The following is a 14,321-nucleotide window of genomic DNA, read 5'->3' on the forward strand; positions in this document are numbered from 1 at the left end:
CGGAGAATGTAAAAAGCATTTTCCGCCGTTTTTGTATGCAGTTATTGTCTTTCTTCTGCACTTTGATTGTTTTTTGGCGCTTTGATGGTTATACTGAAATAACTTAAGACAAGGGTGTCAACCACATAACAAGGAGGAAGTATCATGAAGAAACTTATTGCTTTGGTTTTGGCAGTTATGCTGCTGGTTCCCGCTTTTGCGATGGCTGACAACGTCATCCGCATCGGCGTTTTTGAGCCCTCTACCGGCGACAACGGTGCCGGCGGTAAGCAGGAGATTCTTGGTATTGAATATGCCAACAGCCTGGCGCCCACTGTGACCATCGGCGGTGAAGAGTACACCGTGGAACTGGTGATCGAAGACAACCAGTCCCTGACCGACAAGGCCATCTCCGCTGCCCAGTCCCTGGTCAGCAAGGATGTGTCCGTGGTCCTGGGTTCCTACGGCTCCGGCGTCTCCATGGCCGGCGGCGACGTGTTCGCTGAAGCGGGCGTTCCCGCCATCGGCGTCAGCTGCACCAACCCCAACGTAACCCTGCTGTGCGACTACTACTGGCGCATCTGCTTCCTGGATCCCTTCCAGGGCACCGTCATGGCGAACTTCGCCAAGGAACTGGGCGCCACCAAGGCGTACGTGCTGACCATGCTGGGTGAAGACTACGGCGTGGGCCTGGGCAAGTACTTTGTGGAAGCCTTCAAGGGCCTGGGCGGTGAAGTGGTTGAAGAAAACTTCACCGAAGGCACCAGCGACTTTGCGGCTTACATCAACAACGCTGTTTCCAACGGCTGCGACGTGGTGTTCGCTCCCTGCGCGACCACTTATGCGGCCCTGATCATCGACCAGGCTGCGGCCCAGGGCATCAGCTTCCCGCTGCTGGCCGGCGATACCTGGGAAAACAGCGCCATCCTGAACGCTGCCAAGGGCAAGGACATCAAGGTCTACTGCTCCACCTTCTTTGATGAGAACGACGACGCGGCTGCGGCTGCTGAGTTTGTTACCGGCTTCAAGGCCTGGCTGAATGCCGACAGCGGCAAGATGACCAACAACGGCGGCAATGATATCGTTGCTGCGGTTTCCGCCCTGGGCTTCGATGCTTACAATGTTGCGCTGGCCGCCATCAAGGCTGCTGACAGCGCTGATGCCGCGGCGATCGTTGAAGCGCTGCCCGGCGTGACCTATGAAGGCGTGACCGGCGCCATCGCGTTCGACGATGTCGGCGACGCGAAGAAGGACATGGCTTACATCAAGTTCGCCAATCCCGAAACCGGTGCTTTCGATTTCGTCAAGACCCAGAAGGTCGGTGAATAAGGTTCTGAAATCCAGGAGGCTGCCGCAACGGGCGGCAGCCTCCCTTTCTGTTTAATTCCCTCACGAAAGGGTTGAACTTATGTTTGACACGCTGCTTCCTTATCTGCTGGCGGGTGTGTCCGTCGGCGGACAGTACGCGCTGATTGCCGTAGGCTATACGCTGGTTTACGGTATCCTGCGCCTGATCAACTTTGCGCACGGCGATATTTTCACAGCGGCCGGGTTCTTTATGGTTTACCTGGTTGCTTCCGTGCCCCTTCCCCTGGCTATTCCGCTGGTGATTATCCTGACGGTTGTGCTGGGCTTTGTGGTGGAGCGCGTGGCGTATAAGCCGCTGCGTTCCGCGCCTCGGATGTCCATCATGATTTCCGCCATCGGCGTCAGCTATCTGCTGCAGAACCTGATGTGGTATGTCACAGGCGGCCTGGCAAAACAGTATCCGGTGCTTCCGGGTCTGTCCCAGACGATCCAGATCGGTTCCGCCACCACAAAGCTGGTGACCATCGTTACTCCCATCCTGACCATCGCGCTGGTGGTCGCGCTGGTGATGCTGATCAATCATACAAAGATCGGTATGGCCATGCGGGCGGTGTCGGTGGACTTTGAAACCAGCCAGCTGATGGGCATCAAAATCAACAACGTCATTTCCGTGACCTTTATCATCGGTTCCGCCATGGCGGCCATCGGTTCCCTGCTGTATTTCACCAACTACACGGCGGTTACGCCCACGGTCGGCGCTATGCCCGGCCTGAAGGCTTTTGTGGCGGCGGTGTTCGGCGGCATCGGATCGATCCCCGGCGCGATGATCGGCGCGTTGATTATCGGTATCTGTGAAAATCTGATCAAGGCAGCCGGCTGGACGGCATTCTCGGATGCGTTCACGTTCGCGCTGCTGATTGTGGTTCTGCTGTTCCGGCCCACCGGCCTGTTTGGCGAAAAAACCACAGACAAGGTGTGAGGTGATGAACATGAAAAAAGGAAACAAAAGGCTCATCATTTCCCTGGTCTTTGTGGCTTTGCTGTATGCGGCCGGCTGCCTGATTGAGCACACGGCGGGGACCAAGTCCATGGTCGTCACAGTACTGCAGAAGGGCGCGGTTTACGCCCTGATCGCGGTTTCCATGAACCTGCTCAACGGCTTTACCGGACTGTTTTCCCTGGGCCAGGCCGGCTTCATGCTGGTCGGTGCTTATTCCTACGCGATCCTGACCATCCCCATGGCCAAGCGCGCCGCGGTCTATCAGTACTATAACGGCGGCTGGGTGCAGTTCACCATCGGTGTGATTCCCGCCCTGCTGGTAGCCGGTATTGTGGCCGCGCTGTTCGCGGCGCTGATCGGTATGCCCGTGCTGCGGCTGAAGGGCGACTACCTGGCGATCGCAACCCTGGGATTTGCGGAGATTATCCGTGCCATTGTCCAGTGGGATACCATCGGACCGCTGACCAACGGTTCCAACCTGCTGAAGACTTACCCGACGCTGAAGAACATCATGCCGGGAAATACCGTATTGTTCACCTTTATTGTGGTGGGCGTCTGTATCGGGCTGATTCTGCTGCTGATCAATTCAACCTACGGCCGGGCTTTCAAGGCCATCCGGGATGATGAAGTCGCGGCGGAAGCCATGGGTATCAACCTGTTCCACCATAAACAGATGGCCTTTGTCATCAGCAGCTTCTTCGCCGGCATCGGCGGCGCGCTGCTGGCCATGTACCAGGGCTCCCTGCAGGCGAACAGCTTCAAGAGCTCCATGACCTATGAAATCCTGCTGATCGTTGTCATCGGCGGCATGGGTTCCGTTTCCGGCAGCATTATGGCCTCCTTCCTGTTCATTGCCTGCAGTGAATGGTGGCTCCGCTTCCTGGACGCGGAGACCGTGCTGGGGAACTTCAAGGTTCCGCTGCTGGCGCCTGGTTTCCGGATGGTGGTATTCTCCGTGGTCATCATGGTTGTGGTGCTGTTCTTCCGTAAGGGTATCATGGGCGACCGGGAACTCTGGGAGCTTGGCTCCCGCCGGGGCGCGAAAGGAGGCAGGAAGTAATCATGAGTGAAGTGAAAACGAATGTGCCTGTTCTCCGCCTGGAAAACATTACCATGCAGTTCGGCGGCGTGGTTGCCATCAACAACCTGTCGCTGGAGGTCAACCAGGGCGAAATCGTCGCGCTGATCGGCCCGAACGGCGCGGGTAAAACCACCGCGTTCAACTGTGTCACCGGTGTGTACGAACCGACAAACGGCATTGTGGACTTCCACGGGAAGCCCATTGTGGTGAACCATCCCCAGGGCAAGATGGTCAAGCAGTACGGCGGAATCAACGGCGACCTGTACAAGGACCGGAAGCCCGTTGTCCATACACCGGACAAGATCACCCATATGGGTATTGCCCGGACCTTCCAGAATATCCGCCTGTTCAAGAGCCAGACAGCCTTTGAGAACGTGCTGATCGGCACACACTTGCGGCGGAGCAGCAACTTCCTGACGGCTACATTCCGCCTGAATATGAAGGAAGAAAAGGCCATGCGGGAAAAGGCCATGAACCTGCTGGAGATTGTGGGCCTGGCGGACGTGGCAAACGAACTGGCCACCTCCCTGCCTTACGGCAAGCAGCGCCGGCTGGAGATTGCCCGCGCCCTGGCCACGGATCCGACCCTGCTGCTGCTGGATGAACCGGCGGCCGGTATGAACCCGCAGGAAACGGACGAGCTGGGCGAGTTCATTGTGGACATCAAGAACCAGTTCAACCTGACGGTCTTCATGATCGAGCACCACATGAACCTGGTCATGGATATTTCTGACCGGATCTATGTGCTGGACTTCGGCAAGCAGATTGCTGAGGGTACCCCGGAGGAAATCCAGAAAAACCCGGTCGTGATTGCGGCCTATCTGGGGGTGGATGAAGAATGAGCCTGCTGAAAGTGACAGACCTGGTGGTTTCCTACGGCGGTATTGAAGCGCTGAAGGGGATCTCCTTTGAGGTGGAACAGGGACAGATTGTGACCCTGATCGGTGCCAACGGCGCCGGAAAGAGCACAACCCTCCGGACCATTTCCGGCCTGGTACCGCCCAAGGACGGCCGGATCTATTTTGAAGGCCGGGATATTACGGACCTGAACACCCAGAAGATCGTGGAAACCGGTATTGCCATGGTGCCGGAAGGCCGGCGGGTATTCGCCAACCTGACGGTGCTGGAGAACCTCCGGATCGGCGCCTACCTGCGGAAGGACAAGGAAGCCATCGAAGAGGACATCAACTACGTTTACGACCTCTTCCCCCGGCTGAAGGAACGCTCCTGGCAGCTGGCGGGCACGCTCTCCGGCGGCGAGCAGCAGATGCTGGCTGTGGGCCGCGCGGTGATGACCCGGCCGAAGCTGATCATGATGGATGAGCCCAGCCTGGGCCTGGCGCCCCTTGTGGTCAAGGATATCTTCAAGATTATCGAAACCCTGAAGGGTACCGGCATGACGGTGCTGCTGATTGAGCAGAACGCCAATGCCGCCCTCCATGCCTGCGATTATGCTTACGTCATGGAGACGGGACGGATCACCACCAGCGGCACCGGCGAGGAGCTGCTGGCCAGCGAGGCGATCCAGGAAGCCTATCTGGGCAAAACAAGCAAAAGCTGACAAACAGGGCGGTTCCCATGGGAGCCGCCCTTGCTTTTTGCCTGCCCGGCGGCTATACTGTGAGCACTGACTTTTGACGGGAGAGATGAGGGTATGAGCAGACTGGGAGACCTGATCCGGACCGAGCGGATCCGGCAGAAACTGACGCCGAAGCAGGTGGCGAAAAAGTGTGGTGTCAGCGAGAGCTATCTCATGGCCGTGGAAGCCGGTACGCGGATCATTGCGGATGACCAGGCACGGCGGATCCTGAAGAGCATCGGCCTGAAACAGCAGAATGAAGCGGAATTTACGCTGGATGATATTGCCGCCACCGTGGACCTGGCCCAGGTACAGCCCCGGATGGCCGCGGCGGTGCAGGCGAAAAAGCCTGTGAAGAAAGAAGCGGAGCTGGCGGCTTCCACAGAGGATGAAGGCGTGGCCGGCAGCGTCTGGCTGGACGCGCTGCAGAGCGTGCTCAAGCGGGTGCCGGTGATGAACGCGGTGATGAAGCCGGTCAGCTATCAGCTGGTTCCGGTGGAAAACGGCCGGATCGAGGGCGCGAATCCGGATAAGGTGTTCTTCTACCTGGCTCCGGACGACAGCATGCGCGGCTTCCGGATCCACAAGGGCGATATTGTGCTGACGGTACCGGCAAACAGTCCGGTGGACGGCGCAATCATGCTGATGAACTACAATGAGCACCGCTACCTGCGCAAGATCAAGCTCCTGGACGACCGGAACGTGCTTCTCCAGTCCTATGACCGGCAGTATGAGGCGGAAACTGTGCCGATCAATGAGATTGGGTTCATTGCGCGCTGTGTAAAAGTGACGTTTGAGTTGTAAAATGAATTCACAATTCATAATTCATAATTACGATATACTGGATCACATATGATACCCGGATATCAGGGATTGTTCAGATTGTATTATCCTTAACGAAGTGAAGGATCTCCCGGCAGAAACCACTGCAGCGGGAGATCCTTTTGTAGTTTACACTTTATAATAATTATGAATTGTGAATTGTGAATTATGAATTGAAAATATAATTCCTATTCAGGATTATATTTTCTTCGCTTCCATATAGAACCGCTTTTCGTCCGCTTCGCCCATGGAGAAGGTCTTCCGGGGCAGGACGCCCAGCTTTTCCACATCTTTGAAGAAGCTGTGCTTGTCGATATCCGGCAGCAGGAAACCGACGGTCTCCGGCTTTGCGGCCAGGGCGCGCAGGGAACCTTCGCCGTGGATGAAGTCAATCCCCGCTTCCGGGTGCCGGGACAGGAAGCTGTCCAGGAACTTCTGGATGGTTTCGCAGGGAATTGCGCCTTCAGGGTTCAGCACCGCGACGGTTTCCTCGCCGTCCGCGGAGACGACGGTGAACCGGTGGTCGGAACCTTCCGCGGCCAGGCTCATGCCCTTTGCTTCGGCATAGGCTTTCCAGTCAGCCATGACGGCGGCCCGGGTGGTGCCGGTGACGATCCGGTAGATGGGCTCAAAGAGGAGCGCTTCATCATGGATGTTGACGATTTCGCACAGGGCATACCGGGCAGGATGGTTTTCGCGTTCCGCTTCGCTCAGGCCTTCCCGGATCTCGTTCCAGTAGGCCTTGGCGGTGGCGAGGCTGTGGTTGCCGTCGCCCACGGCCAGCAGCAGGGGATTTTCTCCCTTGGTGTCCATCAGGGCGTTCAGGCTCTGATCCACCTGCGCCAGGGCTTCGGCGCTGTCCACGGCCCAGCCGGCCAGGTGGCCGCCGTTCATCATCAGGTCGAAGTCATAAACTTTCCGCAGGGAGGCCTTGGCTGCCTGCAGGGGCTCCAGCACCGTGCGGTCCGGATCGTCGATCAGGATCATGATATGGGTCAGTTCCACAGGCGCGCCCCGGCGGATCTTCAGCCGCGGAGGCAGACGGTCGGTGATGGTCTGCTCAGTCGGGCGGATCAGCGGCAGGGAACCCTTTTCAAAGGAATACTGCTCCAGGTCCACGGCGCAGACAAGGCCCAGCCGGGTGCCGGAGGCAATGGTCCGCTCGCACAGGATAAAGCCGGGGTTCACAGCAGGGGTCAGGAGACCCTGGGCCAGGTAGTCCGCCATGGTACGGTGGATCTGCGGGATCAGGGACTCGCTGTTTTTCAGGTTGTATTCCGGCAGGATCAGCCGGATGGCGGAAGGCGCGTCACCGGCAACGGCAAAGGCCTTTTCCCAGTATTCCGGTTCGGAGGTGTACTGGTCGCAGGCTATGCAGGCCCAGGTTTCCGGCTTTACGCCGGCGGCCGGGAGAAGGATCTGCGCGGGACGGATTCCGATTCGTTCAAAAGACATGGTCTTCTTCCTTTCAGGTCAGAATGTTATCAGACAGTCCGTATTATACTGTAACGCATTATATCACAGATGCTTTTACTTTGTTCTCAATTAAAAATGCGGCTGCCGGTTGGCAGCCGCAAGGCTTTTTCTCTGAATATTACTGGATGGAATCCGCGGCTTCCTGGCCGGCGATACGGCCGAAGACCACGAAGTCAGCCACAGCGTTGCCGCCCAGGCGGTTTCCGCCGTGGACACCGCCGGTGACTTCACCCGCGGCAAAGAGGCCGGGGATGATCTGTCCTTCGGTGTTCAGTACATGGGTCTGGGAATCAATCTTCAGACCGCCCATTGTGTGATGGATGCCGGCAGTCACCTTAACCGCATAGAAGGGAGCGGTGTCCAGGGGCTGGGCGAAACTGGTCCGGCCAAAGTCGGGATCGTTCTTTTCAGCCACATAGCCGTTCCACTTTTCCATGGTTGCGGCGAAGGCGTCGGCGGGAATGCCGAGTTCTCCGGCCAGGGCTTCATAGGTGTCGCCCTGCAGCATCAGGCCGCGGTTGATGTAGCCCTGGATAACGGAGGAAGCGTCCACCATCTTCTGGTCCACAACCAGCCAGCTGAAGGAGTCGGGCTGGGCGATTTCAGCGGCGGACACCACGTCACGGGTGCCGACTTCATCGATGAAGCGTTCACCGTTGGCATTGACCAGGATCGCGCCGTCGCCCCGCAGGCCTTCAGTGATCAGGGAAGCGGTATCGGCCTGCACGGTGGGGTGAATCTGGATCTGCTCCATATCCACGGTGGCAGCGCCGATTTCAGTGGCCATCAGGATGCCCTGGCCCTGAATACCGGCGGCATTGGTGGTCATGAAGCCGGCCAGGTCAGGCTTGTACTGCACAACCATGTCCAGGTTGGCGCCGAAACCGCCGGTGGCCAGGATAACGGCCTTCGCGTTCACGGTCACCTTGTTTCCGGATTTACCCTGGGCTTCAACGCCGACAACAGCGCCGGCTTCGTTGGTCAGCAGCTTGGTGGCGGTTACGTCAGTCAGCAGCGCCAGGTTGTCGCGGCCCTGGCAGGCAGCCTCCAGCAGCGGCACGGTATAGGCGCCGACGGAAACAACCTTGCCTTCGTCATTGACGGGGCGGTGAATGCGCTTGACGGAAGCGCCGCCGAAGGCAGCCACGTTGTTCAGGTGGATGCCGATGGAATCCAGATAATCAATGGCGGCAGCGCTGTTATTGACCAGCGTGTTCACCAGCTCCGGATCGTTCAGGCCCTTGCCGCCGATCAGGGTATCGAGGGCAAAGAGCTCGGTGGAGTCGAAGTAGCCTTCGGGATTGGCCTGCCAGGCTTCCCACTGTTCCTTGACGGTGGCGGCCAGGGCGGTGATCGCCTCGTTGTCCGCATAGGCTTCCGCGGACTTCAGGGTCTTCTCGATACCGGCAGCTTCGTCAAAGGTGTTCACATCCTGATAGGCGGTCTTGGCAGCGTTCATACCGCCGGTGGATTTGACGGAGTTGCCGCCCACAGCGGGCTGGCTTTCCAGCACGAGCACGCTCTTTCCGGCGTCAGAAACCGTCAGGGCGGCGGTCATGCCGGCGCCGCCGGCACCGATGATCACGACGTCCGTGTCGATGGTCGCGTCAACGGATTCCTCGCCGGCCATCTCACGCATATAGTCATCGGGGTTTACGCCCGCGTTTTCCAGCGCTGCGCGCATGGCGGCAATGACGGCTTCACGGGTGATTCCGGCGAAGGTGGCGCCGGTATAGGTGTCCACGATGCCGTTGTACTCCACAAAAGCCAGGGGCCATTCGTTGATGATTTTGGAACCGATGCCTTCGGTTTCACCGGCGCCGGTGATCTGTACATCCTTAATGTCGGCACCGTCCAGGGTAACGGTAACGGTGATGTCTCCGCCGAAGCCCTGAACCGTAGCGGTTCCGGTGGTTTCGGTGGTGGTTTCAGCCATGACAGACGCGCAGCTCAAAACCATGGCCAGCGCGGTCAGCAGGGCCAGCAGTCTTTTCTTCATGAAATTTTCCTCCTTGTCCTCAGACAATTCTCATATAGTTGCTACCATAAATGAATTATACAACTCTAACTGTTGAGGGTCAAGAATACTACAGGTGATTTGTCAGTCGCAGGTATAGCCCGGCTTCACATACAGTTCCTGGCCGGCGGTCGTGATTTTCTGGTCCCAGACCTGGGCTTTCCAGTCTTCCTGGGGCACTTCACGGATGGTTACGGAAACGCTGGAAAGGTTACATCCCAGGGCGGCCGCGACGTCTTCCGCGATCTTTTCCGCGCACTTCTGCTTGACTTCCTCTGTTCTTCCGGGATAGCAGTTGATTTCAACATGGGGCATGGGCAGCTTCCTCCTTTGAATGGATGGTTTTATTGCGGGATAGTCTTTTCCACATGGTTCAGCTCTTTGATGCCGAGCAGTTTTTCCCCTTCGAAAGTCAGTTCCGTGATATACGGCATCCAGCTGACAATCCGGAGGAAATCCTGCAGGCCGAAGCTGCGGTTATAGTAATTCAGGATGGTGCTGAGGGCTGTTCCGTGGGTACCGATGACGACAGTTTGTCCGGCATATTCCCGAAGCACGTCCCGCAGGGCTTCCATATTCCGTTCCTGTACGGAACCGAGACACTCGCCGTTTGCTTCCGCCCAGGAGAAATCCGCCCACCGTCTGGCCAGGGAGTCGGAGCTGAAGTCTCCGCATTCCCGTTCCCGGAACCGTTCGTCCGTCCGGATATCCATGTGCCGCAGTTCCGCCGTGGGACGGATGGTATCCATGCTTCGCTTATAGGGACTGCTCAGGAAGGCGTCGATTTTCCGGTCGCGGAGGGTTTCTGCCACGATCTTCCGGTCTTCCAGACCCGCGTCTGAAAGGGGCCGGTTCCGGTCGTCGCTGCCGTACACGGATTGGGCATGGCGGACGAAGATGACGGTGGTGCGGGTTTCGGAATTCATAATGCGGATCAGCTCCGTTTCATACCGGTTTTGTAGTATCCCCTGCAAAACACGGAATCATTCGGTTTGAGCAGGATCAGCGGAGAATTGATGATATCGGAGGACGCGATAATCGCGTTGCTCCAGGCAATATACAGGAGCCAGGGCCGGCAGGTTCCTGTGTTCAGCAGCAGGAGAGCTGCCGGAACGACGGTCAGCATAAGGAGGGGCAGGGTCATATAAAGCCAGAACCGGCCTTTGGACATTTTCGCATTGGTATTCATCCAGAAGAAGAGTCCGGAATGGCTCAGGTAAATATCCCCGATCCGGTAAATCACCAGGATGTGCAGCAGTTCATGCACCAGGAAAACCAGCACAAAAACCGGAATCCGGAGCAAATAGGGAACCCCTTTCATTCCGCCGGTGACGAAAAACAGAACAGTCAGCAGGGCCATCAGTCCGTAGGCGAAAAACATATAGTGTTTCCTGAACCAGTCGTTCCGGATGAAAGGCCGGTACTCATTGTAATCAATGTCAGCCTGGGGCGGAGTCTTAACCCAGTATATCATATGGCAAACCTCCTTTTCAGGGAAAATCAGTCAGCTCCGGTAAAACTCGAGAGCGAACAGGATAGCCAGCATGGAAACGCCGCAATGGGTTTCGTTTTTCCGCAGCATTTCCCGTACCTGTTCCACAGGCATCCAGACCTTTGAGGCGACCTCATCCGTATCCCGGATGCTGCCTTCCGTATCCACCCGGGCGGCAAACACATGGCAGAGGCAGTCTGACATGCCGTTGGCCGGATTCTGGGAGCAGAGGAAGGTCAGGTCCTTCAGGGTACAGCCGGTTTCTTCCATGGCTTCCCGGCGGGCCGCGTCTTCCTTGCTTTCACCGTCTTCGATCTTTCCGGCGGGGATTTCCCATTCCAGCCGGCCGACAGTATATCTTTTTTCCCGGATCATCAGGATCTCATCTTTCTCATTGAAGATCACGATGCTGACAGCCTCTTTGGGATAATGGACCTGGTGGTATTTTTCGATAATATACCCGCTGGGCAGCCTCACCTTATCCGCATAAAGGCAGACGTAGTCGCTTTCGTAAATGACATTCCGTTCCAGCCGTTCCGGGAGTGTATTCTGATCCATAGGTTTCTCCGTTTCAGTTTCAGGATAATCAGATCTTCAGGTCCCCGTCCTTGACCCAGCCGGCTTTCCGGACAAAGAAGTGAATGATCAGGGAGAGTACAGCGGGAAGCACCAGGCAGATGAGGACCAGGCCGAGCCAGTCCATTCCGGTGATGGCTTCCTTTGTGCCGGCGGCAATATCATTGAGCCAGCCGGTATAGACGCCCAGGGGACCCACCAGGCCGCAGGTGCCCATGCCGGAAGAGATGGGAGCGCCGTTCATTTCCATCCGGAAGACGCAGGTGGCGATGGGACCGGTGATGGCGGAGGCCAGGGTAGGCGCGATCCAGATCCGGGGATTCTTCACGATGTTGCCCATCTGGAGCATGGAGGTGCCGAGACCCTGGGAAACCAGGCCGCCGACTTTGTTTTCTTTAAAGGAGATGACCGCGAAGCCGATCATCTGCGCGCAGCAGCCGGCAACCGCCGCGCCGCCGGCCAGACCGGTCAGCAGCAGCGCCGCGCAGATGGCCGCGGAAGAAATGGGAAGCGTCAGGGCGACGCCCACGATTACGGAAACCAGGATACCCATCAGGAAGGGCTGCAGTTCGGTCGCCCACTTAATAACGTTGCCGATGGACATGGCAGCTTGACCGAGGGCAGGCGCAATCAGCCAGGACAGGAGCACGCCGACAGCAATGGTCACAAGGGGAGTCACCAGGATATCGATTTTGGTTTCCTTGGAGACGGCCTTGCCGAATTCAGCGGCGATGATGGCGATAAAGAGGACAGCCAGCGGTCCGCCGGCGCCGCCAAGCGTGTCAGCTGCAAAACCGACGGTTGTCATGGAGAAAAGCACCAGCGGAGGGCACTGCAGCGCGTAGCCGATGGCGATGGCCATAGCGGCTCCGCTCATGGCCTGGGGCAGGCTGGCAATCGTGTAGGTTTTTATACCGATCGTCGCTACAGGCTGATTCAGGAAATCAATATGCAGCTGCTGGGCAAAAGTATTAATGATCGTACCGATCAGCAGGGAGCAGAACAGACCCTGTGCCATGGCGCCCAGGGCGTCAATGCCGTAGCGCTTCAGTGAGATGACGATGTTTTTCCTCTTCAGAAAGGCTTTCATTCTTCTTCCTCCGTGGCACGATGCGTGCCGTAAACAATATTACAAGGGAAGATTATAATGATCTTCCCTCATAATATCCAGAGTATTTATCCGGTTGTTACTATAAATACACAGGAAATGCCGTGTTTTATTTCACCGCGGTAATGACGGCATTGGCAAACCAGTCCCCGTGATAGGGGATCAGGTCCGCTTCCTCGCCTTCCGCGATGCCTTCATAGCTGAAAGTGTCGGAAGCGGTTGAGAAGTACTTGCGATGCAGCGCCAGGACGTCTTCCTGCACCAGGTTCCGGGCGAAGGCTTTTTGATTCATCGTTTCCAGTATTTTTTCAATTTCCCGGAAACCAGGGGTTTCCGGGTTCATATAGGCGGTGGCATGAACCAGGGCCGCACCTTTTTTCAGGATGCGGGCGGCTTCAGCGATCCCGGATTCAAACAGGGAACCCATGTTCAGGAAACCGCTGAAAGAGCATGCCATGTCCAGGCTGTCCGGTTTGAAGGGAAGGTTTGTGGCGTCGCAGGCGATATAGCTGACCTTCAGGTGCCGGGCTTTTTCCGCGAATTTCAGCCGGTCATACATCAGTACTGTAAAGCTGAGGTCCGCTGAAATGATATGCACATCGCTGCCGGCGTTTTCAATCATCCTTGAAAGCAGCATCCCCCGGCCGGAGGCGATATCCAGAAGGAAACCCTGCTTCAGCTTTGCTGTTTCCGCAGCGGTGTCTTTCAGGAATTTATGCAGGATGTTCCGCTGGTTTTCCGTTTTCTTTTCCTCCAGCGCCCGGTCCAGTTCTTCATAGCTCATCTCCTGGTAGTAGTCGCTCCAGGTATTGCCGTCCTCCTGCTCGGCGGAACCCATGTTGAGGACGCCCTTGTGGATGGGATACCGGTGGCCTGATTCACATTCAATCCAGCCTTCGGTGATCTCCTCATTTTCCATCTCCGAGGGGAAACAGGTGAAATTCTTTTTGCAGCAGGGGCAGGACAGAAGCGGGACGATTTCTTTGAACATCGATACTTTTTCCTTTCTTACATTTTTGCTGCTGCCAGGATCATATCCGGCAGGATTTTCAGGCGGCCGATATCATATCTGCGCTGCTCTTCCTCCGTGCGGCCTACCAGGGCGGCGCCGGTGGCGGAGTTGTCGGATACAACCAGCAGCGCCACGCTGTCAATCTCCAGCAGGTCGGCCATCAGGTAGAAGGAGGCGGTTTCCATCTCAATCAGGTCCGTATCAAAGGCGCGGATCTCATCCAGGTGATAGTATTCCAGCGCGATGGAAGCGGTGCAGAATACGGAGGCCTTTTTGATTTCATATCCCTTCGTCCGGCCTTCTTCGATCACCCGGTCAATAAACTGCATATCCGGTTCCACCCGCTCAAAAGGCACATAATCCCGGAGGGATTCCTTCAGGTAGGTGTGCGCGTTACCTCCGGCAATCGAGAAGGAGGGCGTGCACACATCTCCCACCTCGATGTGGGCCTTCAGCGCGCCCACCGCGCCGATGAAGATCATCTTCCGGAACTTCAGCTCCGCGCAGACCGCAATGTGGTCAATCAGGTTGGAATCGGAGGAGGCGATTTTGATCCAGGCGATTTTCAGGCCGTCCTTTTCCACCAGGTATCCGGCAATATAGGAACCTTCCTTCAGGGTGGTCACGGTGCAGTACTCGTCCATCTTCAGTTTCCAGGGCGTGAAACTGGGCGCGACCACCAGCGCGTCATATTCGACACTGCTGTCCAGGCCAAAGGCAAGCATTGCCATCTGATCGGAGTTATAGCGGTGCATATGGTCCAGGATCCGGGTCATTTTCTCTTTCATCACTGTGTCCGCCTTTGTTTCAGATGTGTGGATATTGAGAGAAAGTATAAAAGTTGTTCATGGATATGTCAATTACGGGGAGA

General features: G+C 56.9%; 15 protein-coding genes. 6 read left to right on the plus strand and 9 right to left on the minus strand.

The genetic code is table 11. The features are described from left to right. Positions 1-144: 144 nt before the first annotated feature. From JRC49_08040 to JRC49_08065, 6 genes are all read left to right on the plus strand, one after another. Positions 145-1,308: an ABC transporter substrate-binding protein gene (locus tag JRC49_08040; GenBank protein QTE72729.1), complete on the plus strand. Its 1,164-nt coding sequence runs from the start codon at positions 145-147 to the stop codon at positions 1,306-1,308. Between the two features lie 79 nt (positions 1,309-1,387). Continuing rightward, complete coding sequence (locus JRC49_08045; GenBank protein QTE72730.1) at positions 1,388-2,266, plus strand: branched-chain amino acid ABC transporter permease; 879 nt, start codon at positions 1,388-1,390, stop codon at positions 2,264-2,266. A gap of 4 nt (positions 2,267-2,270) precedes the next feature. Next, the gene (locus tag JRC49_08050; GenBank protein QTE72731.1) at positions 2,271-3,347 is read left to right on the plus strand and encodes a branched-chain amino acid ABC transporter permease; all 1,077 of its coding nucleotides are present in this window, start codon (positions 2,271-2,273) and stop codon (positions 3,345-3,347) included. 2 nt (positions 3,348-3,349) lie between these two features. Continuing rightward, positions 3,350-4,210: an ABC transporter ATP-binding protein gene (locus JRC49_08055; protein ID QTE72732.1), complete on the plus strand. Its 861-nt coding sequence runs from the start codon at positions 3,350-3,352 to the stop codon at positions 4,208-4,210. 2 nt (positions 4,211-4,212) lie between these two features. After that, the gene (locus JRC49_08060) at positions 4,213-4,929 is read left to right on the plus strand and encodes an ABC transporter ATP-binding protein (protein ID QTE72843.1); all 717 of its coding nucleotides are present in this window, start codon (positions 4,213-4,215) and stop codon (positions 4,927-4,929) included. A gap of 93 nt (positions 4,930-5,022) precedes the next feature. Beyond that, entirely contained in the window at positions 5,023-5,751 is a 729-nt protein-coding gene (locus tag JRC49_08065; protein ID QTE72733.1) for a helix-turn-helix domain-containing protein, read from the plus strand. Between the two features lie 216 nt (positions 5,752-5,967). Here JRC49_08065 and JRC49_08070 read toward each other — a convergent pair whose 3' ends face one another. From JRC49_08070 to JRC49_08110, 9 genes are all read right to left on the minus strand, one after another. Next, a complete protein-coding gene (locus JRC49_08070; protein ID QTE72734.1) occupies positions 5,968-7,224 on the minus strand; it encodes a DUF1015 domain-containing protein in 1,257 nt (418 codons plus the stop codon). A gap of 139 nt (positions 7,225-7,363) precedes the next feature. Further along, positions 7,364-9,244, minus strand: coding sequence for a flavocytochrome c (locus tag JRC49_08075; GenBank protein ID QTE72735.1), 1,881 nt, complete (start codon positions 9,242-9,244; stop codon positions 7,364-7,366). 102 nt (positions 9,245-9,346) lie between these two features. After that, positions 9,347-9,577: a tautomerase family protein gene (locus JRC49_08080; GenBank protein QTE72736.1), complete on the minus strand. Its 231-nt coding sequence runs from the start codon at positions 9,575-9,577 to the stop codon at positions 9,347-9,349. A 29-nt stretch (positions 9,578-9,606) separates the two neighbouring features. After that, positions 9,607-10,188 carry a histidine phosphatase family protein gene (locus tag JRC49_08085; protein QTE72737.1) on the minus strand — a complete coding sequence of 194 codons (582 nt, stop codon included), beginning with the start codon at positions 10,186-10,188 and terminating at the stop codon, positions 9,607-9,609. An 8-nt stretch (positions 10,189-10,196) separates the two neighbouring features. Continuing rightward, positions 10,197-10,736, minus strand: a complete 540-nt coding sequence (locus JRC49_08090) for a DUF3267 domain-containing protein (protein QTE72738.1) — start codon at positions 10,734-10,736, stop codon at positions 10,197-10,199. 30 nt (positions 10,737-10,766) lie between these two features. Next, complete coding sequence (locus JRC49_08095) at positions 10,767-11,312, minus strand: NUDIX hydrolase (protein ID QTE72739.1); 546 nt, start codon at positions 11,310-11,312, stop codon at positions 10,767-10,769. Positions 11,313-11,340: 28 nt separating this feature from the next. After that, positions 11,341-12,420, minus strand: coding sequence for a PTS sugar transporter subunit IIC (locus tag JRC49_08100; GenBank protein ID QTE72740.1), 1,080 nt, complete (start codon positions 12,418-12,420; stop codon positions 11,341-11,343). 127 nt (positions 12,421-12,547) lie between these two features. Continuing rightward, the gene (locus JRC49_08105; protein QTE72741.1) at positions 12,548-13,429 is read right to left on the minus strand and encodes a class I SAM-dependent methyltransferase; all 882 of its coding nucleotides are present in this window, start codon (positions 13,427-13,429) and stop codon (positions 12,548-12,550) included. A 17-nt stretch (positions 13,430-13,446) separates the two neighbouring features. After that, on the minus strand, positions 13,447-14,238 hold the full coding sequence (locus tag JRC49_08110; GenBank protein ID QTE72742.1) for a phosphorylase: 792 nt from the start codon (positions 14,236-14,238) through the stop codon (positions 13,447-13,449). Between the last annotated feature and the right edge of the window lie 83 nt (positions 14,239-14,321).

It is taken from the genome of Clostridiales bacterium FE2011, assembly GCA_017569305.1.
Taxonomy (GTDB): Bacteria; Bacillota; Clostridia; order Christensenellales; family Aristaeellaceae; genus Aristaeella.